Source organism: Synechococcus sp. PCC 6716 (assembly GCF_022570815.1).
In the GTDB taxonomy this organism is placed as follows: Bacteria; Cyanobacteriota; Cyanobacteriia; order Thermosynechococcales; family Thermosynechococcaceae; genus Thermosynechococcus; species Thermosynechococcus lividus.
In genome coordinates, this window is sequence record NZ_JAKLTU010000038.1 from 12,154 (window position 1) to 31,191 (window position 19,038).

Annotated in this window: 17 protein-coding genes; 13 read left to right on the top strand and 4 right to left on the bottom strand. The window is 52.4% G+C overall.

Annotated elements, in window-relative coordinates; all coding sequences use genetic code 11:
* Window positions 1–294: 294 nt before the first annotated feature.
* The 5 genes from L5220_RS12685 to L5220_RS12705 are packed head-to-tail and all read left to right on the top strand — an operon-like array spanning window position 295 to window position 5,467.
* Window positions 295–2,316 (top strand): GspE/PulE family protein, encoded by a 2,022-nt coding sequence (locus tag L5220_RS12685; RefSeq protein WP_499573995.1) that lies wholly within the window; start codon window positions 295–297, stop codon window positions 2,314–2,316.
* Between the two features lie 58 nt (window positions 2,317–2,374).
* Window positions 2,375–3,472, top strand: coding sequence for a type IV pilus twitching motility protein PilT (locus L5220_RS12690; protein ID WP_099798965.1), 1,098 nt, complete (start codon window positions 2,375–2,377; stop codon window positions 3,470–3,472).
* A gap of 37 nt (window positions 3,473–3,509) precedes the next feature.
* Window positions 3,510–4,730 carry a type II secretion system F family protein gene (locus L5220_RS12695; protein ID WP_448514826.1) on the top strand — a complete coding sequence of 407 codons (1,221 nt, stop codon included), beginning with the start codon at window positions 3,510–3,512 and terminating at the stop codon, window positions 4,728–4,730.
* A gap of 10 nt (window positions 4,731–4,740) precedes the next feature.
* A complete protein-coding gene (locus tag L5220_RS12700; protein WP_448514830.1) occupies window positions 4,741–5,193 on the top strand; it encodes a J domain-containing protein in 453 nt (150 codons plus the stop codon).
* 1 nt (window position 5,194) lies between these two features.
* Window positions 5,195–5,467: a DUF3143 domain-containing protein gene (locus L5220_RS12705; protein WP_448514827.1), complete on the top strand. Its 273-nt coding sequence runs from the start codon at window positions 5,195–5,197 to the stop codon at window positions 5,465–5,467.
* Here the strand turns inward: L5220_RS12705 and L5220_RS12710 are convergent.
* A complete protein-coding gene (locus L5220_RS12710) occupies window positions 5,448–6,263 on the bottom strand; it encodes a ChaN family lipoprotein (protein WP_499573996.1) in 816 nt (271 codons plus the stop codon). The two genes, L5220_RS12705 and L5220_RS12710, sit on opposite strands and share 20 nt — an antisense overlap.
* Window positions 6,264–6,481: 218 nt before the next feature.
* Between L5220_RS12710 and L5220_RS12715 the strand changes: the two genes are divergently transcribed.
* From L5220_RS12715 to L5220_RS12745, 7 genes are all read left to right on the top strand, one after another.
* The gene (locus tag L5220_RS12715; protein ID WP_099798961.1) at window positions 6,482–7,741 is read left to right on the top strand and encodes a DHH family phosphoesterase; all 1,260 of its coding nucleotides are present in this window, start codon (window positions 6,482–6,484) and stop codon (window positions 7,739–7,741) included.
* A 42-nt stretch (window positions 7,742–7,783) separates the two neighbouring features.
* Window positions 7,784–8,302, top strand: coding sequence for a phosphohistidine phosphatase SixA (gene sixA, locus L5220_RS12720; RefSeq protein WP_499573998.1), 519 nt, complete (start codon window positions 7,784–7,786; stop codon window positions 8,300–8,302).
* A 284-nt stretch (window positions 8,303–8,586) separates the two neighbouring features.
* Complete coding sequence (trxA, locus tag L5220_RS12725; RefSeq protein WP_099798959.1) at window positions 8,587–8,910, top strand: thioredoxin; 324 nt, start codon at window positions 8,587–8,589, stop codon at window positions 8,908–8,910.
* A gap of 41 nt (window positions 8,911–8,951) precedes the next feature.
* A complete protein-coding gene (thiS, locus tag L5220_RS12730; RefSeq protein WP_099798958.1) occupies window positions 8,952–9,173 on the top strand; it encodes a sulfur carrier protein ThiS in 222 nt (73 codons plus the stop codon).
* Window positions 9,173–10,927, top strand: coding sequence for an ABC transporter substrate-binding protein (locus L5220_RS12735; RefSeq protein WP_499573999.1), 1,755 nt, complete (start codon window positions 9,173–9,175; stop codon window positions 10,925–10,927). The genes thiS and L5220_RS12735 overlap by 1 nt, the downstream gene beginning before the upstream one ends.
* A 276-nt stretch (window positions 10,928–11,203) precedes the next feature.
* Window positions 11,204–13,495, top strand: coding sequence for a cache domain-containing protein (locus L5220_RS12740; protein ID WP_499574000.1), 2,292 nt, complete (start codon window positions 11,204–11,206; stop codon window positions 13,493–13,495).
* A gap of 9 nt (window positions 13,496–13,504) precedes the next feature.
* On the top strand, window positions 13,505–14,146 hold the full coding sequence (locus L5220_RS12745) for a bifunctional 4-hydroxy-2-oxoglutarate aldolase/2-dehydro-3-deoxy-phosphogluconate aldolase (protein ID WP_499574002.1): 642 nt from the start codon (window positions 13,505–13,507) through the stop codon (window positions 14,144–14,146).
* Here the strand turns inward: L5220_RS12745 and L5220_RS12750 are convergent.
* A complete protein-coding gene (locus tag L5220_RS12750) occupies window positions 14,088–14,810 on the bottom strand; it encodes a DUF1997 domain-containing protein (protein ID WP_448515142.1) in 723 nt (240 codons plus the stop codon). The two genes, L5220_RS12745 and L5220_RS12750, sit on opposite strands and share 59 nt — an antisense overlap.
* Before the next feature lie 196 nt (window positions 14,811–15,006).
* Between L5220_RS12750 and L5220_RS12755 the strand changes: the two genes are divergently transcribed.
* Window positions 15,007–17,262 carry a glycosyltransferase gene (locus L5220_RS12755; protein ID WP_499574003.1) on the top strand — a complete coding sequence of 752 codons (2,256 nt, stop codon included), beginning with the start codon at window positions 15,007–15,009 and terminating at the stop codon, window positions 17,260–17,262.
* Here L5220_RS12755 and argB read toward each other — a convergent pair.
* Window positions 17,192–18,079 (bottom strand): acetylglutamate kinase, encoded by an 888-nt coding sequence (argB, locus tag L5220_RS12760; protein ID WP_099798955.1) that lies wholly within the window; start codon window positions 18,077–18,079, stop codon window positions 17,192–17,194. The two genes, L5220_RS12755 and argB, sit on opposite strands and share 71 nt — an antisense overlap.
* A 12-nt stretch (window positions 18,080–18,091) precedes the next feature.
* Entirely contained in the window at window positions 18,092–18,565 is a 474-nt protein-coding gene (locus L5220_RS12765) for a polyketide cyclase / dehydrase and lipid transport (RefSeq protein ID WP_099798954.1), read from the bottom strand.
* Window positions 18,566–19,038: the final 473 nt, after the last annotated feature.

Here is a 19,038-nt window from a genome sequence, read left to right on the forward strand (position 1 = left end):
CTAAGTGAACGTCCGAGCTAAGGTGTTGCTGAATGTGGCCATGAATTCCCCTCATCCTCAACCTTTCTCCCTAGGGAGACCCTCATCCCCAACCCTTCTCCTTGGGGAGAAGGGAGCTAAGAGTCTTGTTCCCTCTCCGTTGGGAGAGGGCTAGGGTGAGGGCGGCAAAAGACTCAAATCCGATGCAACCATACGCGAACTGCGGTTATGAAGAACCGTGAAAATACGCATACAATCCTTGTGAAAGTTATTGCTACTATAGTAGGCAAGCCATCCAGCCCCCAGACAAAACCTATGGTCAACACATCATCTTCTTCTGCCCGCAAGGCGATCGCCCTGCGGAAAGCCGGTAACCCTACTGAGCGTTCCCTTGTTGCCTCTGGCTATGCCAGCCTTGAGCAAGTACGCGAAGCCATGAATACCGCCCGCAAAACGGGCAAATCCCTTGTGGTTGCCTTGCAAGAGATTACTGGCACCACCATGCCACCCGATGTGTTGCGTCAGTACCACAAACAACAACTCTTTGAACTCAAGGTCATCTACGGCGTTGATTGTCTTGATCCGGAACTCAACCGCTTTCCCACTGAGCAAATTGAAGAGTTAGTGAATACAATTTTGCCGGTAGATACCTGCCGAACCTATCAAGCTATTCCCATTGCCAAGTACCCCAACGCCGATCCCCCCTATGTACTCGTGGCAATGGTCGATCCCGACAACCTACAAGCCATCGATAACATCAGTCGTATTCTCCGCGGCCATAACTTTACCTTGAAGCGGATGGTGATTACCCTTGAAGACTACCAGCGACTCATTGATCCAATTCTCAACAAGCAAGTAGCAGAAACCGCTGCCAGCAAACATGCTCCAGCCGCCCTAGGCGACATTAACATCGAAGAAGACATTGAGGCCATTGGCGGCTTAGATGACGTTCAAGAGGGTCAAGAAGATGACCTTGTCAATGCCCTACAGGGTGCACAGGATGCGCCAATCATTGCCCTTGTCAATAAAATTCTGGCTAAAGCCCTCAACGACGGGATTTCCGATATTCACATCGAACCCCAAGAAGAGTACCTGCGGGTGCGCTTCCGTAAAGATGGCGTTCTCCATCAGGCCTTTGACCCTCTTCCTAAAAAAATTGTGCCTGCGGTCGTCTCGCGCTTTAAGATTTTGGCAGATCTCGACATTGCCGAGCGTCGTGCCCCCCAAGATGGCCGCATCCGCAAAATGTTCCAAGGTCGCCGCGTGGACTTTCGGGTCAACACCCTGCCCAGCCGCTGGGGCGAAAAGGTCGTCCTGCGGATTCTGGATAACTCCGCCACCCAATTGGGGCTTGACAAACTCATTACCGATCCTGAAAGCCTAGCAATTGTCCGCGAAATGACGAAGCGACCCTTCGGCTTGATCTTGGTGACGGGGCCCACAGGGTCTGGGAAAACCACCACCCTCTACTCTGCCCTAGCGGAGTGTAATAGTCCGGGGGTAAACATCAGCACCGCTGAAGACCCCATTGAATACTCCCTGCCCGGCCTAACGCAGGTACAGGTCATCCGTGAAAAAGGGATGGACTTTGCCTCCATTCTGCGTGCCTTCCTCCGTCAGGATCCGGATGTCATTCTGGTGGGGGAAACCCGCGACAAAGAAACCGCTAAAACCGCCATTGAAGCAGCCTTGACGGGTCACTTAGTCTTGACAACGCTGCACACCAATGATGCAGCCAGTGCAGTGGCGCGCCTCTCGGAAATGGGTGTAGAGCCTTTTATGGTTTCAGCGTCCTTGATTGGCGTGGTCGCCCAGCGGCTGATGCGGCGGGTGTGCTCAGAATGCCGTATTCCCTACACCCCTACTCCCGAAGAGCTAGCGCGGTTTGGTCTATCGGCCTCCAAAGGAGTGAATCTGACACTCTATAAAGCCAATAAACTCACTCCCGAGCAACTCCAAGCCGCCAAAGCCAGTGGCCAGCCAGTCTGTAGCAAGTGTGGTGGAGTTGGTTACAAAGGCCGCTGCGGGGTCTATGAAATTATGCGGGTTACCGAACGCCTACAGACCCTAATTACCGAAGGTGCCCCTACCGAGCGCATTAAAGAAGTGGCTGTCGAAGAGGGGATGAAAACCCTCTTGGCCTATAGCCTAAACCTTGTCAAAGAGGGGGTAACCACCCTTGAAGAAGTGGAGCGGGTAACCTTTACAGATACCGGTCTCGAATCAGAACTCAAAGCAAAACGTAAAAGTTCATTAMCCTGCCGTACCTGTGGTGCCGAGGCTCAGCCCGAATGGTTAGAATGCCCCTATTGCCTGACGCCTCGCTTTATCGATTAGTCGCCCCTGAAATTGCAACCCTATTCTTACCCCAGTGACCTAAACGAGGAATGATGTTATGGACTTAATGATTGAAGACTTAATGGAGCAAGTGGTCGCTAATGGTGGCTCAGACTTGCACATTTCGGCAGGGCTGCCCCCCTACATTCGCATCAGTGGTAAGTTAACCCCCACGGACTATGAACCCCTTACACCGGAGCAGTGCCAACGCCTGATCTTCAGTATGCTGAATAACACCCAGCGCAAAAACTTAGAACAGAACTGGGAGTTGGACTGCTCCTATGGTGTGCGCGGCTTAGCCCGTTTCCGGGTCAATGTCTATAAAGATCGCGGTACCTACGCCGCCTGCTTGCGCGCCCTGAGCTCTAAAATTCCTACCTTTGAGCAGCTCGGCCTACCCAACATTGTCCGCGAAATGAGTGAGCGACCCCGGGGGCTAATTTTGGTGACCGGTCCCACAGGCTCAGGGAAAACCACCACCCTAGCGGCCATGATTGACCTGATCAATAAAACCCGTGCTGAGCATATTCTCACGATTGAAGACCCCATTGAATTTGTCTATGAGCCGATCAAGAGCCTGATCCACCAGCGTCAAGTGGGCGAAGATACCAAGAGCTTCTCCAATGCGTTGCGGGCCGCTCTCCGGGAAGATCCCGATATTATTCTGGTGGGTGAGATGCGGGACTTGGAAACAATTCAGCTTGCCATTTCAGCCGCAGAAACTGGTCACTTAGTTTTTGGTACCTTGCACACCAGTTCGGCCTCGCAAACCGTTGACCGGATGGTGGATGTGTTCCCACCAGAGCAACAGCAACAAATTCGGGTGCAGCTCTCGAACTCCTTAGTGGCGGTCTTTAGTCAGACTTTGGTGCCGAAAAAGAATCCCAAGCCCGGTGAATTTGGCCGCATTATGGCGCAGGAGATCATGGTGGTCACTCCAGCCATTTCTAACCTTATTCGTGAAGGTAAAACCTCACAAATTTATTCCGCCATTCAAACGGGGGGTAAGCTAGGAATGCAAACCCTAGAGAAGGTCTTAGCCGACTATTACCGTGCTGGGATCATTAGTTATGAAGCGGCAATGTCGAAGTCGTCACGGCAGGATGAGTTGCAACGCCTCATTGGCACTGGCACTCCTGCTGCTGCTGTTCGTTAGTTGGTAAGTACACGTAGGGTCAATAGGGAACTGGGTTATGGCAACCTATGAAGTTCGGGTACGGGATGCCCAAGGCAAATATAAAACCGTACGGGAAGAAGCAACAACGCCGCGCGAAGCTCGCATGGCCTTGCAGCTACAGGGGGTTCAGGTTCTCGAAGTAAAGGAGGCCAAAAAACTCTCCCTTAAGTCCGATCTAGACCTGAGCTTTCTGTCTAAGATTACGGTGAAAGACCGCGCTATTTTCGCCCGCCAGTTTGCAGCTTTGGTGAATGCAGGGGTAGCCTTAGTGCGGGGGATTGGTGTGCTGGCGGATCAGGCAACCAACCCGAAAATGAAGAAGATTTTGATGGCGGTCAATAACGATATTCAACAGGGGAGTACCCTTGCGGATGCGATGCGACCTCATCCCGCTGCCTTTGATAGTTTGTTTGTGGCGATGATCCAAGCGGGGGAAACAGGGGGGGTGCTCGACGAAGTGTTGAATCGTCTCTCTAAGCTCCTTGAGGATCAAGCTCGGCTGAATAACCAAATTAAGTCTGCCTTGACCTATCCAGTGGTGGTGGGCGTGCTAGCGATAGGCATTTTCTTGGGGATGGTCATCTTTTTGATTCCAGTCTTTCAGGGAATTTTCACCCAGTTGGGAGGGGAACTGCCGCCTTTTACGGCTGCCATGGTGGCGTTGAGTGAATTTCTGCGCACACCCCAATACATGGCGCTCTTAATTGTGACAGTGGTAGCGATTGTCTTTGGTATTCGGTTTTATTACAAAACGCCTAATGGGCGTTTGACACTAGATGCCTTGCTGCTGAAGCTGCCTCTGTTTGGGGAATTGGTGGAAAAAACGGCAGTGGCTCGGTTTTGTCGGACGTTTGGGTCGCTCTCACGGTCGGGGGTTCCCATTTTGCGCTCTCTTGAGATTGTTAGTGCCACGGCCGGCAATCAAGTGATTTCCAATGCGATTGATCGGGCAGCCAAGGAAGTACAAACGGGGGGGATGCTGAGTATTGCTCTGCAACAGGAGCGGGTCTTTCCGGTGTTAGCCACCCAGATGATCAATGTGGGCGAAGAAACCGGTGAACTGGATAAGATGCTCATGAAGGTGGCTGACTTTTACGAGGATGAGGTCGAGCAGGCCGTAAAATCCTTGACTAGTGTGATGGAACCCTTGATGATTGCAGTGTTAGGGGGTATGGTAGGGTCAATTCTGGTAGCGATGTATCTACCCATGTTCAAAATCTTTGATTTGGTCAAATAGTCTGCGACTCATGGGGCATCTTGGGCAATCTCACTATGAGGTGTTGGATGTGCCGCCAAGTGCGTCGCTGGCGGATATTCGTCGTGCCTATCGGGAAAAGAGCAAGCTCTACCACCCAGATACCACCACGCTGCCGGCGGCGATCGCTCGGGAAGAATTCCACCGTTTGAATGAAGCCTATGCGGTGCTCACCAATGCTGAGCAGCGGCAGTGGTATGACCTGCAATTACAGTTACGGTCTAGCCGTAGCGGTGGTGTTTCTAGCCCACCCAGTCAGCCGAGTCCACAGTTCTATAGGGCGGTGCGCTCCCAAGGCGATCGTCCCCTCTCTGCCGGAGAGCTGTTTGCCCTGTTCATTTTGGGGGTGACGTTTGTTGGCTGTTTGCTCCTTGCGGTGATTGTTGGGTTCTCGCAGCAGGGGCAAGAGTGGATTTTACAGATTGTTAACAACGTAGCAGCGTAACATGACGACTCTTCCCACTGCAAATACGCCTTTATACAATCATGCGTTGCCTCAGCTTGAAGAGTGGCTACGGCAAAAGGGATGTGTGCAGAATGACACCGATATTCATTGCTGGGATATTGATTATCCGCAATGGTCGGCACAAATTTGTTTGGATATTGAAGAACTGCAAGTGGTGTACCACGATCGCCTCGAAGGGACGACCATTCAGCGATCGTTTAAGTACTCCCTTGCCCGCTCTGATGTTGAAGACGCTATTTTTGCTGGCCCCTAGGGGGGTGCTGCCAAAACCAATCGGCGATCGTGGGGTCTGCTGTTTCGGCGGTGGTAGGGTTCAATAGGATAATTGCTTGGTGCAGGGGTTGAGACGACAGCCGCCGTTGCACCCGCTGGGGAATGCCATCACCGTAGTAGAGGTGCCCCCGTCCAGCCAGCACAACGATTAAGCGCTCAGGGCGCTGCTGATGATAGTCGGCAATGGCGGCGGCCATGGTTTCATCCCATAACACCTGTGCTTGATAAAAAAACTCTATATTCACGCTGTGGCTGCGACCTTCGTGGGCTGTGCGAAAAATCTTGGCAAGGCGATCGCGGTAGCGCGTGTTGCTTAGATCAATCTCTTCAAGGGGGGGAATATAGTGCAAATTGCCATGCTCTAAACTCTGCAACCCTGAGCGTGCCACTTGGCGGGTAATTTCCGTAGGGGTGTTGAGGGCAATCAGGGGAATGCGGTGCTCCTTAGCAAAGCGAAACATAGGCGCGTACAGTGACCATGGAAACCCCCAGCGCTGCGCGTACTCCGTTTGAGCAAGCAATTCCATTTCGGTTATTTCACCAGCAATATAGGCATCTAGGGCTGCTTGATAGGGACGCTGAATCATTTCAAGGGCGATCGCCAACGGGCGGCCACGGCGGTGTACTGCTTGCAAGATCGCTAACTGAGCATCATGATCCGCAGAGCTATCGTGGGTTTCGCCAAGGTAGAGAATGTGGCTGTGCTGCCACTCTCTCAACGCTGCTTCTGGTTGCACAACAGCAGCACCCTGCCAGACCTGTTGGGCTGTGGCCAAAGCTGGCACTCCTAGGAATAAGGTCAGAGCAAAGGGTACCATTAAGCGCCGCCACCGGAGCAAGTGGCACTGTGCTTGGATAGACTGTCTCAAGGGGGATGTCAAACGGTAGAATATCTGCCAAGATCGAAGTAGAATCGCTGCCGACACTAAGACAGCCATTTTACGTTCCGTGTTCCTCTCTGGATTATCACCTGCAAAAAAACGCTGAAGCAACTATGCAATCTCCCCATCCACTTGAACTGACGGATCCCGTCACTGTTGAGACCGGCAGCCATCACCCTGAAGTGAATGGTAACGCACTTGTCAAAACTGAGGCTGCTCCGTCAGAACTGGTGAAGCCAGATCCTCGCTTAAGCGATCCTCGCGCTGAGGCGCTTAGACAGATGTTGGAGCGTCATCGTGGCAACCGCCAGCTTGTGATTTTGCAAGATTTTCCGGATCCAGATGCACTCTCCTCCGCTTGGACCTATAAGCTTATCGCCGAGAAATTTGACATTCAGTGTGACATTGCCTACGCCGGTGCCCTCAGTCACCAAGAAAATATTACCCTTGTGCGCCTGACTGGTATGCCCTTGGTGCGTTGGAATGTTCAGGGGGCAAAAAATAAAGATCAGCGAGACTGCTCCTGCTATCAGGGCTACGTTTTGGTCGATAACCAAGGAACCACCAGCCAGTTATTACCCATTGTGCAAGAGGCCGGGCTACCGGCGATCGCCATTATTGATCACCACAACCTCCAAGAAACGATTCAAGCCGAATTTACCGATATTCGCCCCACCACCCGTGCAACCGCCACAATTCTGACCCAGTACCTCCAATCGGGACTCCTCCCCCTAGACAGCAGTAACCCTATTCACGTCAAGTGCGCCACTGCCCTGATGCATGGGTTGCGATCCGATACAGACTGCCTGAAGCAAGCAAAAGAGGAAGATTTCCTAGCGGCGGCCTTTTTGAGCCGCTACATCGACTATCAGCTCCTCAATACCATCCTGCAATCCCATCGCTCGAAGCAAGTGATGGACGTGATTGAGCGTTCTCTGAAAAATCGCTCCATTCACAATAACTTTTCTATTTCTGGGGTGGGATATATTCGCTACGAAGACCGCGATGCGATTCCCCAAGCAGCAGATTTCCTCGTTACGGAAGAGAATGTCCATACTGCCGTCGTGTATGGCCTCGTTCACGATGAAGATGAAGAGGTTGAACTGATTATTGGATCCTTGCGAACCACGAAAATTACCCTTGATCCGGATGAGTTTATCAAGGAAGCCTTTGGTAAAGATCGCCAAGGGCGTTTCTTTGGGGGGGGACGTTCCCAAGCGGGAGGGTTTGAAATTCCGGTAGGGTTCTTATCGGGTCTTAATGAGAATGCTGAATACGCTAAGCTCAAGTGGAATGTTTATGACACCCAAATCAAGCAGAAACTGCTCCACTTAGTGAATCCCAAAAATAACGTTCTCCATGGTACAGAGTAACTTTGTGCTAGGAGACCCCCAACAATACTATCAATAGGCTATATGTCAGAGCTAACTCTTTTGCTGGTTCGCCACGGCATTGCGGTAGAGCGTGATGTTTTTACAGGCGCCGATGGCGATCGCCCCCTCACTGCTAAAGGGGAACGGAAAACGCTCCACGTGGCTCAACGCTTACTCGAAGTTGGCGTAGAAGGAGAACTCATCCTCAGTTCACCCCTGCTGCGAGCACGCCAAACCGCTGAAATTTTACTTGAGGCGGGGGTGGCCACTGAGCTGATGATCTCAGATCTGTTGACCCCTGTCGGTAGTTTTAATACGTGGCTAACTTGGTTAGCGCATTGGCGACACGATCACGATGGAACATTAATCCTCGTCGGTCATGAACCGAATCTCAGCCACTGGGCTGAGTTTCTTCTGTGGGGGAAAGCCTTGGGACATTTGCAACTCAAAAAGGCGGGCATTATTGGCCTCAAGGTACCGCAGACAGATCCTGTAGCAAATAGTCAGCTATTCTGGCTGACATCCCCAAAATTTTTCGTGACCAACAGGAGCGCTTCTTAACCCTCTTAACAGGGATCATCTTGTATAGCACTGTTTATTACCGCAATTCATCTCACGCCTCAATCAACGATTTGAAGCGGAGGATTCTTGCAGTTATATGCTAAAATTGCCTAATAAAGTCGTGATCACCTTAGTTATTCACCAGCTTCAGGCGGGTGGTCAATAGCTCTGAGGATGATGATGATGACTTAAACGCCGAAGTCTAGTACTCTGCTCGATCTAACGTGCCTACAAAAGGCTACTGTATAATTTATAGCCGCTGATTCGTTATAAGGGTTTGACCTATGTCCAGTGCATTGTCCGTCACTGATGCCACCTTCAAAGAAGAAGTTTTAGACAGTGAACTTCCTGTCCTTGTTGACTTTTGGGCGCCGTGGTGTGGGCCGTGCCGGATGGTTGCCCCTGTGGTTGATGAAATCGCCAACCAGTATGCGGGCAAGGTCAAGGTGGTTAAGGTCAATACCGATGAAAACTCCAAGGTAGCCACTGACTACGGTATTCGTAGCATCCCTACCCTTATGATTTTTAAAGGTGGCCAAAAAGTTGATATTTTAGTTGGCGCAGTTCCCAAAACAAAAATTGAAGCGACTCTTGAGCAATTCCTTTAGAATTTTTTGCTTCAATCAATTGCGTGACGCACCTTAACCCGATGGTGACGATACAGCAACCGATTGTGATTTATGTGAATGGAAACCCTCACAGCCTTGAGCGATCGCTCTCGATTCTGGAGCTTTGTCAGGTTTTAGGGATTCATCCTCGCTTGGTGGCTATTGAATATAATGGCGAGATTTTGCATCGCCAGTTTTGGCAGGCAACTCAGGTCAATAGCGGCGATCGCCTCGAGATTGTCACCATTGTGGGGGGCGGTTAATGGGGCGACGGCCCTGGTGGCTGCTTGTGCTGCTAGTGTGGTGTTGCACCCTTATTGTGGGCAGTTGTCGTGTCTCTGTTGCCCCTCGCGCCAATCAACTGGTGAGTGCTGTTACTGCCGACCCCAAAACCTTTAACTACGCCCTCAGCCAAGAGTCCCCTAACGTATTTGGGTACCTCTACAGCGGTCTAGTGCAAGAAAATGGCCTCACGGGGGAACTAGAGCCAGCCTTGGCAGAATCTTGGCAGGTCAAGTCAGAAACCCTTGAAATTGTCTTTCAACTGCGCCCTAACCTGAAATGGTCTGACGGGGAACCCCTGACCAGTGAGGATGTGGTCTTCACCTACAACGAGGTGTACTTTAATCCTGAGATTCCCACTAGTAGCCGTGATATTCTCCGCATCGGCCCACAGGGGTTGCTGCCCACGGTAACTGCCCAAGGCGATCGCCAAGTCACGTTCAAGCTGCCCGAACCCTTTGCCCCCCTCTTGCGCAATACGGGCTTACCAATTTTACCGGCGCACAAATTGCGATCAGCAGTGCAGGAGCGCGATCGCAATGGTCGCCTCAAATTTCTCTCCCTTTGGGGCACCGACACCGATCCTCGCGAGATTGTGGGTAACGGCCCGTTTGTTATGGATCGCTACATTAACAATCAACGGCTGATCTTTCGCCGCAACCCCTACTACTGGCGATCGCCGTTGCCCCGCATTGAACGGTACATCTGGCAGATTGTTGAATCCACCGACACCGCCATGCTGCAATTTCGCTCTGGTGGGTTAGATGTATTTGCTGTTACTGCCGATATGTTTTCGCTGCTGAAGCGCGAGGAAACACCCGGACAATTCCGCATCTATAACAGTGGGCCTAGCACAGGCACTGTATATATCGCCTTTAACCTGAACCGAGGGAAACGCAATGGCAAACCCCTTGTGGATCCAGTGAAGTCCGACTGGTTTAACGAGGTACGCTTTCGCCAAGCAGTGGCCTACGCCCTGGATCGCCAGCGCATGATCAACACCATCTATCAGGGGTTAGGGGAACCGCAGCACTCCACCATTGCCCCCCAAAGCCCCTTTTACTTTTCGCCAGAGGCGGGGTTACCCACCTATACCTATCAACCAGAAAAAGCCAAGGAACTGCTCCAGGCCGCAGGCTTTCGTTACAACGCCCAAGGCCAACTCTTTGATGCCAAGGGGAACCGTGTCCGCTTTTCACTGATCACCAACGCTGGCAATAAAATCCGCGAAGCCCTTGCTACCCAAATTCAGCAGGACTTAGGAGCCATTGGCATGCAGGTGGACTTGCAATTTCTAGCCTTTGGCACCCTCGTGGATCGCCTCTCCAATTCCCTTGAGTGGGAGTGCCATCTCTTGGGATTTACCGGTGGTGGCAGTGAGCCAAATGGCAGTGCTAATATTTGGCGAGTGGACGGCCTCTTGCATAGTTTTAACCAACAACCCAGCCCCAACCAGCCACCGTTGACTGGCCGAGTCATTGCTGATTGGGAGCAGCGTATTAGTGATCTTTATATCCAAGGGGCACAGGAACTGGACGAAGAGCGGCGCAAGCCAATCTATGCCGAAGCCCAGCGACTCGCCCAGGAATACCTGCCCTTTATTTACCTGATTAACCCACTGTCGCTCACCGCCTTTCGCAACCACGTCATTGGTGCAAACCCAACGGCACTTGGCGGTGCCCTGTGGAACTTAGATGAGCTACGGGTGGACGCAGCCTTCAGCGCCGATAATTAGCTAAATCGGCGGGACACCCCGCACCGTATTTGTGAATTGTGTTTACTCAACGCAGTCCTGTCAACTACACCGCCATAACCTTGGCTGACCCTCTCGAGGGCATCAGCCACGACCGTTGAGTGATGGTGCTATGATGCGCGGCGGTTTTGTCCAACTTCCAAGTGTATGATGGCAACAGGTTAGACACTGCAAACGGAAACTCCCGGTTCTTTTGACTGATCGCCTGCCATTGTTACTGCTTGCTGCAATGGGCGCGTCTCTACAATGATCTCTACAATGAAACAATTTTCGTCACCCTTTTTCTCTCAACTCTCGGTTTCGTGGCAACGCCTTGGCCTACGCTGGAAGCTAACGGTTGCCTTGGCCGCTGCTGCTATTTTTCCGGCGGCGATCGTCACCGAGTCTTTAATTCAGTTGAGCACCTTCAACTTTGAGCGGCAGCTCCAAGAGCAGTTGCGTTCTAGCCTTGATGATTTGGACTGGGAGATTAATAACCTCAGCTACGAAGCCCGCATTCAAGCCCTCCTGATTGCTAACGCTCTGCGCGCTGAGAACGGCAATCTCAGGGTACGAGAAATGATGCAGCCTGAGCGACTGGCTCTAGTGCTGGAACGGGTGGATGTCTCTGAGCAACCCATGAACATTATGATGATCGTGGATGCAACAGGGACTGTTCTTGCGCAACGTACCATGCTGCTAGCGGCCAGTAAGGCTCAACTCCTAAACTTGCAGGAACAAATTACCTCCCCATACCGGTTGGCACCCAGCCAAACAACGAGTATTGCAGCCTTGGCTCCCTTCCGGGTGGGGCGCGATCGCCAAGAGATGATCAGTGGTTTAGTGCTGCTCAATGGCGCTGAATTGAAGTTACTGGGGTTAGAGCGCCAAGGGAAAATAACCCTGCGTCCCCAGCCCATCACTAACCTACCGGTACAGGAGCAACCTGCCCCAGCGGGTACTTACCCCATTGAAGATGGCAATATTGGGCTTTTTGCCTTTGCCGCCAAACCCCTCTATGAGGGTAATCAATTTCAAGGGATGATTTTGACCGGTGTGCTACTGAACAAGATGCCGGATTTAGTGGATCGCACCCAACAGTGGTCTACGGTTGAGACGGTAGCAACCATCTTCGCCCAAGATTTACGAATTGCAACTAATGTCCCGTATCTTGACGGTCAAACCCGTGCCATTGGCACTCGAGTCTCGCGGCAAGTTGCGAGCACTGTGCTGGATCAAGATCGTATATTTCAAGGCAAAACGAATATCATTGGCTCCCCCTACGCGACTCTGTACCAGCCGCTGTACGACTTTCGCAAAACCCTTGGGCTGCCCCATCCTCCCCCCATTGGGATGGCCTTTGTGGGTAAGTCCCAAGCGTGGATTTCCGCCATGATTACCCAAAAGCGACTAGCAGCCTTTGTAATTACCCTGATTACCCTTGCGGCGGCAACGGGCTGGGCATACGTGAGTGCAAATGCGATTGTGAAACCCATCCAAGCTCTGGCCAATTCAACCCGGCGTGTCCGAGAAGGTAACTTGGATGCACAGGTACGCGTGGAATCCTTTGACGAGGTTGGCGATCTGGCGGAATCCTTTAATGCGATGCTTGTGCAACTGCGGCGGTCGTTTCAGGAGCTAGAGCAGAAAAATCGTTCTCTTGAGCAAATTCGCGATGAACTCATTGAGGCCAATGAACAGTTTGAGGCGGTCTTAAATGCTGTTCCGGGGACGATTTCTTGGATTAATGCTGAAGGGATTTATAAAGGGGTCAATCGCAAGTTAGCTGAAACCCTAAATTTACCACCAGAAGCATTTATTGGCCGCCCCCTTGGCTTTTTGCACGAAGATGGTGAACTGGCAGAGTTTATGCATGAATTTGTCAACTCTCCTGACCTCTTTGCTTCGCGGGTCATTTCGGTTAAGCGAAATGGCAAGATCATTTTCTACCTAGTGGCCTTACAAAAATATATGAAGGGTACCCACACCGTTTCTGTGGGGATTGATATTACCGATCGCATCCGGGCGGAGGAGGCGCTGCGGATTGCGGAGGAAAATTATCGCAGTATTTTTGAAAATGCCCTTGAAGGCATCTTTCAGGCGAGTGCTGACAGTCGCTTTATCCGTGTGAATGCAGCGATGGCCAGTGTTTTTGGCTTTGACTCCCCTGAGCAGATGGTGGCATCAATCAGCAGTATTCGCGATCAAGTGTATGTGGAGGAGTCCACCCGGGATGAAATTACGAACCACTTTGACAGCGGTAATACCACGGGGCATTTTGAGTTCAAAGCCTATCGGCGCGATCGCCAGATCATTTGGGTAGAGGTGGATATGCGAGCTGTCCTCAATGCTGACGGGAGCATTGCTTATTATGAGGGCTTAGTGCAGGACATCACCGAGCGTAAGTATCGCGAACAGGCGATGCAACAACAGATTGAAGAGTTAAAGGTTGAAATTGACCACGAAAAACGGCGGCAACAGGTAGCAGAAATTACTGAGACAGAATATTTTCAACAACTGCGGCAGCAGGCTAGCTATCTGCGCAAACGCAGTCACCGCATGACTACCTAGGGCACCTACGTGAAGGAGGGGTGGCAACAACGGCTGCGGTTTCTGCGGCCTTTACCTCTGATTGCTGTGGTTCGATCAGCAGACCCCATGGTGGCGATCGCCCAAGCGGATCGTTATGTCAGTGCTGGCCTCACCTGTTTAGAGGTGACCTGGACCACTCCTGACGCGGCGGCAATTATTCGCCATCTGCAGCAGCAGTACCCCCACTGCACAATCGGTGCTGCGACGTTACGCACCACAGCGATGCTAGACGCTGCCCTTGTTGCTGGCGCACAGTTCTTGGTTAGCCCCCACACCGCTGTTGATTTCATTCCCCACGCCCAAGCCGCTCACGTCCCGCTGATTTTGGGTGCCCTAACGCCGACAGAAATTGTGCAGGCATGGCAAGCAGGGGCAGATGCGGTGAAGGTGTTTCCGGTGATGGCCTTGGGGGGAGCAGGCTATGTGCGGATGCTGCGGCAGCCATTTCCAGACATTCCCCTAATTCCCTGTGGGGGCATTCCTTGGTCAGAGGTGATCCCCCTCCTGAGGGCAGGGGCGATCGCCATTGGTATGGGCAGTCAACTAAGCCAAGGGCTAACCCCCAGCGAACTCACGACGCAGGTGCATCAGATTCGCCATGAGTGCCAACAACTGGGGATAGGGTTCTAACCCGCTCGGTATGAAAGCGTTGTCGTCGCCAGCGTTTTCCCAACTCTAAGCCAATGGTGGCGTGAAAGTCATCTTGCACTTTAGCCGTCAGGCGGTAGGAGACTTGGCGCACAATTTGGGCAAGAACACGATTTCCTGTCCCCTGAACTAGGCCATGGGGCAAGCGATAGATAAACCTCGGAAAATACATTTCCACCCGCAGGTCAAGCTGCCAATTCACCCGCGTGTAGTCATAAATATTGCGATCAAGCAGCTCAGGATCGGTTTCTGGCTGAGCTTTGAGCGGTACCAGATCCATCGCCGCTGCAAAATTCACGTTGTAGTTCAAAAAGGGCTGATCGGGCACTGGAATCGTTTCAATCCGATATACACCCTGATCTTGGGGGAGCAGATGCAAGCCAATTTTCGGCTCTACTTCGTAACCATGGGAGCCATAACGCCCAATGGTAAGAATATAACCATGCTGGCCAACGGGGGTCGCCTGCATAGGTTGAGCGCAGCGGTAAAACCATTCCTGATGGTTATTGAGATACTGCTCATACTGCTGTACGGGTGCGTAAACCTCCATCCACCCTTGAAATTGATTGTGAAAGATGAATGGGGGGCGATCGACTGTTAGAGTTGAAAGGGCAGCCGGTTCAGTATCACCGCTGGACGTCGTCATAGGCTCTGGGCACTCAAGAAATAGCACTTACCTTTGATCGTGGCATATTCTTGCAGCCACAGGATGGCTCTTACGAGGATTATTTTTCCCTAGCAGATCTGCTAGGGAACCAGCGGCAACCATTGCGCGTCAAATCCTTGAGTTTACATTTTTTTACATTTGGCGCACGCCTAGCAAGACGTTAGGATACCTCCCCATGCTGACAGCCTTGACACAGTGGTCTGCCACGCAACTGCGACGGGTTCCCCGCATCTTAGGGCTGATTCTGCTTGTGCCAGCACTCGCTTATCTGTTCTGGCAACACCGCGCTTGGGGCGATCGCGCCTTGAAGGCACTCTGTGATGGCTTACTGACGGTGCGCACTGTTCCCTTGTTAGGGATTGAGCATCTTGAGAAGCCATGGCTATTTTGGCCATTAGTGCTAATGGTGGGGTTGAGTGGGATTGTACTGCGCTGGTGTACAGTGCGCCAGCAATGGGGACGTCTGGTTATTGTGTCTAGTCTATTGGCGCTGATGCTGCGTTACCTGCTGTGGCGATCGCTCGTCACCCTAAATTTACGAACCCCAACAGAAGCAGCTGTCAGTCTTCTCCTACTAGGGATTGAAGGTTTCATCATGAGTGGCTACGTCCTGCAACTGTACCTGCTGCTGAAGGTTAACGATCGCCGGCCCCAGGCAGATGCAGCGGCGATGGCCGTTAAAGCCGGGCGCTATCAACCGTGGGTCGATATTCTCATCCCCACCTATAACGAGCCACTCACGATTCTGCGCCGCACCATTGTGGGGTGTCAGGCGCTGGACTATCCCTACAAGCGCATCTATGTCTTGGATGACACCCGCCGCCCTGAACTGCGGGAACTGGCAGCGGAACTGGGATGCCACTACCTTGCTCGCCCAGATAATCGCCATGCCAAGGCGGGCAATTTGAACCATGCCCTTGGCCACACCCACAGCGAGCTGATTGCTGTGTTTGACGCCGATTTTGTGCCAACGCGCAATTTTCTCACCCGTACCGTTGGCCTATTTCAAACCGCCGATATTGGCTTGGTGCAGACCTACCAAAGCTTCTACAACCCCGATCCAGTAGCCCGTAATCTGGGGCTTGAAACCCAACTGCCCCAAGAAGTGGAAATCTTTTCCCGCCATTACCAAGTGTTGCGCGATAGCATTGAAACCGCCCTGTGCTACGGCAGTTCCTTTGTGGTACGGCGCTCTGCCCTTGAGGCGGTGGGGGGCTTTGTCACCGACTCCCTCAGTGAAGATTACTACACTGGCATTCAACTGGCGGCAGCCCACTATCGGGTGGTGTATCTCAACGAGAGCCTCAGTGCCGGTCTGTGTGCTGACGACATGGGCGGCCACATTGGGCAGCGGTTGCGTTGGGCGCGGGGTACTCTACAAGGATTTTTTATAGCCGCAGGCCCTCTTCGTGCCAAAAATCTCACCCTTTTACAGCGCTTGGCTCACCTTGAGGGAATGAGCCAGTGGTTCCACAGTCCGCTACGACTGTTGCTACTAGTGTTACCCCTTGCCTCGGCGTTTTTAGGCATTGTGCCCTTGGAAACCACCCTGCGGGAGTGGGTGTACTATTTCTTGCCCTACTACTGGCTACTTCTAAGTACCTTTGCCTGGCTCAATGGCCGGAGTCGTTCTGCGCTGATCTCAGATGTATATGCGGTCGTGCAGTGTATTCCCCTCACCCTCACGGTGGTTCAAACGTTAATTCGCCCCTTTGGACGTGGATTTTGGGTCACCCCCAAGGGAACCCGTGGCGATCGCTACCGTTTTCAGTGGAGCTTGGGGTGGCCATTACTGGTCTTATTTGGCGCATCACTGGTGGCGGCTGTGCTCAACTGGCACCATCTGCAAGCGCGGGGGCTGATCTTGGCATGGGTCTGGAATCTTTACAATTTAGTTATCTTGGCTCTGGCCATTTACAGCCTGATTGAGCGCCCCCGTCCCGATCCGTACGACTGGCTAAGGGTGCAGCAAACCGTTGAATTGCACCTAGCTTGGGATCAGTCGGCAGCAGTCTGGGGTACCACCACCCACCTCTCGGAAGGGGGGGCGGTTGTTCAGCTCCATCAAGCTCTCCCCAGTTCGGCAGTGAACGTTGAGGTCACCCTTCGCCTCCTCGAAGTGGGTATCAATCTTGCGGGCACGATTGTTGACATTACCCCGCAACCTAGCGCCAGCACACCCCCAACGACGCTGATCACGATCCAGTTTGCCCCCCTCAGCCTCGACACCTACCGGCAGTTAATCCGGTTCTTGTTCTGTGAGCCCAATCGCTGGCAGTGGCCACAGGCTCCCTCTGAATTGAAGACCTTGGGGCTGTTGCTCAAAACGCTCGTGTGGCCGCCCATCCTACAGCGCCACCTTAGCCGCCAAAGGCGCGATCATAGGCGGAACTGGAGCCAACCAGCATCGAGCCAATTCCCGAGTCCGTAAAAATTTCCAGCAGTAGGGCGTGGGGAACGCGGCCATCAATGATATGGGCTGCTTTTACCCCCTGCGCTAGCGATCGCACACAACAGGTCACCTTGGGAATCATCCCACCAGACACAACTCCCTCTTTGATGAGTTGCCGCGCCTCAGCAATATCCATCCGATAAATCAGGGTACTGGGGTCATGGTAATCGCGTAAGATTCCAGCGGTGTCCGTCAGCAAAATTAACTTTTCAGCCCCTAAAGCAGCCGCAATTTCGCCGGCTACCGTGTCGGCATTAATATTGTAGGCCTGCCCTGTTTCGTCCGCCGCCACACTGGAAATGACGGGAATATAGCCCTTTTCCACGAGAGTGGAGACAACACGGATATCCACCCCCTGCACTTCACCCACAAAGCCAATACTGTCCTCCCCTTGGGCGCGGGCACGGATCAAGTTACCATCTTTGCCGCACAATCCCACGGCTTGACCACCCGCTGTGTTAATCAACGTTACAATTTCTTTATTGACTCGCCCCACCAATACCATTTCTACCACATCCATCGTGGCCGCATCGGTGACCCGCAAACCATTTTTGAATTGCGGTTCAATATTTAGCTTTGCTAACCAAGTATTGATTTCAGGCCCACCCCCATGCACCACCACAGGACGAATGCCCACATAGGACAAAAAGACAATATCGCGAATCACCGAATCCTTGAGGTGTCCCTCTTTCATCGCCGCTCCGCCATACTTCACCACGAAGGTGCGCCCCGCAAAAGACTGTAGGTAGGGTAGGGCTTCGCTTAAAACCTGTACGCGATCGTTATCCGTCAGCATCGCTTGTGAGTCCTAGAACCCTAGACACGGATCAATGGGCGGCGGCGATGCCTTTGGCGGATCTTTTTCAGCGGCGATCGCCAACTGCGCCGCCACGCCGGCCGCATAGTCACGAATAAGAGACCACAGGAGCGGCGCTAGCCACCCCCGCAACATCACCGAGCATGAAATATGACTCCCACAGAGGGTTGACTCAATGCGATAGGTCACCCGCTCTTCCACCCCCGGCAGCACTAAAATGCGAATACTCAAAAGCTTCCCCGGCGACACCCGCTCCACAAAAATCTGAATTGGCCATGGAATCCAGCGCGTCACCGCCTGAAAGATAAAGCCGGGTTTAGGCACGAACCCGTAGGGCACATTGGTACGTAAAATCAGCGGGTGCCATGAGACATCAGCTAAATTGACGATTTTGCGCCAAATTAAATCGACCGACGCTGAACTCAGGGCTTGATAGGTTCCTGCCAGCGGCCAACTGTAGGTCATCCCAGTAGTCTTTTTACGTTGATGATGGGGTTCGGCCACAGTTCGTTTACCCTAATGATGCATTGATTTGTTTGCCCATTTGCGCTGCAGACAACAAACAGCGGTAGCGCGATGCCCTAGGGCAGCACGCCAAATCTATCTTACCCAAAACAGGGAATGCATGGAGAACACTAGGGCGTTGCTGAATAGAAGTATGACTTTCGGGTTTGACTCTTTTGTCGCCTTCACCCTAGCCCTTTCCCAAAGGAGAGGGAACAAGACTCTTAGCTCCCTTGTATCTTAAAACTAGAGAGACAGACCGTCACCCCTTAGATGCGAGACATCGTGGAGAAGCTAGGGTCATCTCTCTGATGCAACAGGTCAAACTCGAATCATCGGTTGGGACAGTAGAACCCGCATGACGCAAGGCTGAGTAAACACCTGATTTACCCCCAGACAAGCGCAAAAGTGATATGCAGGATCAAGAACAATGG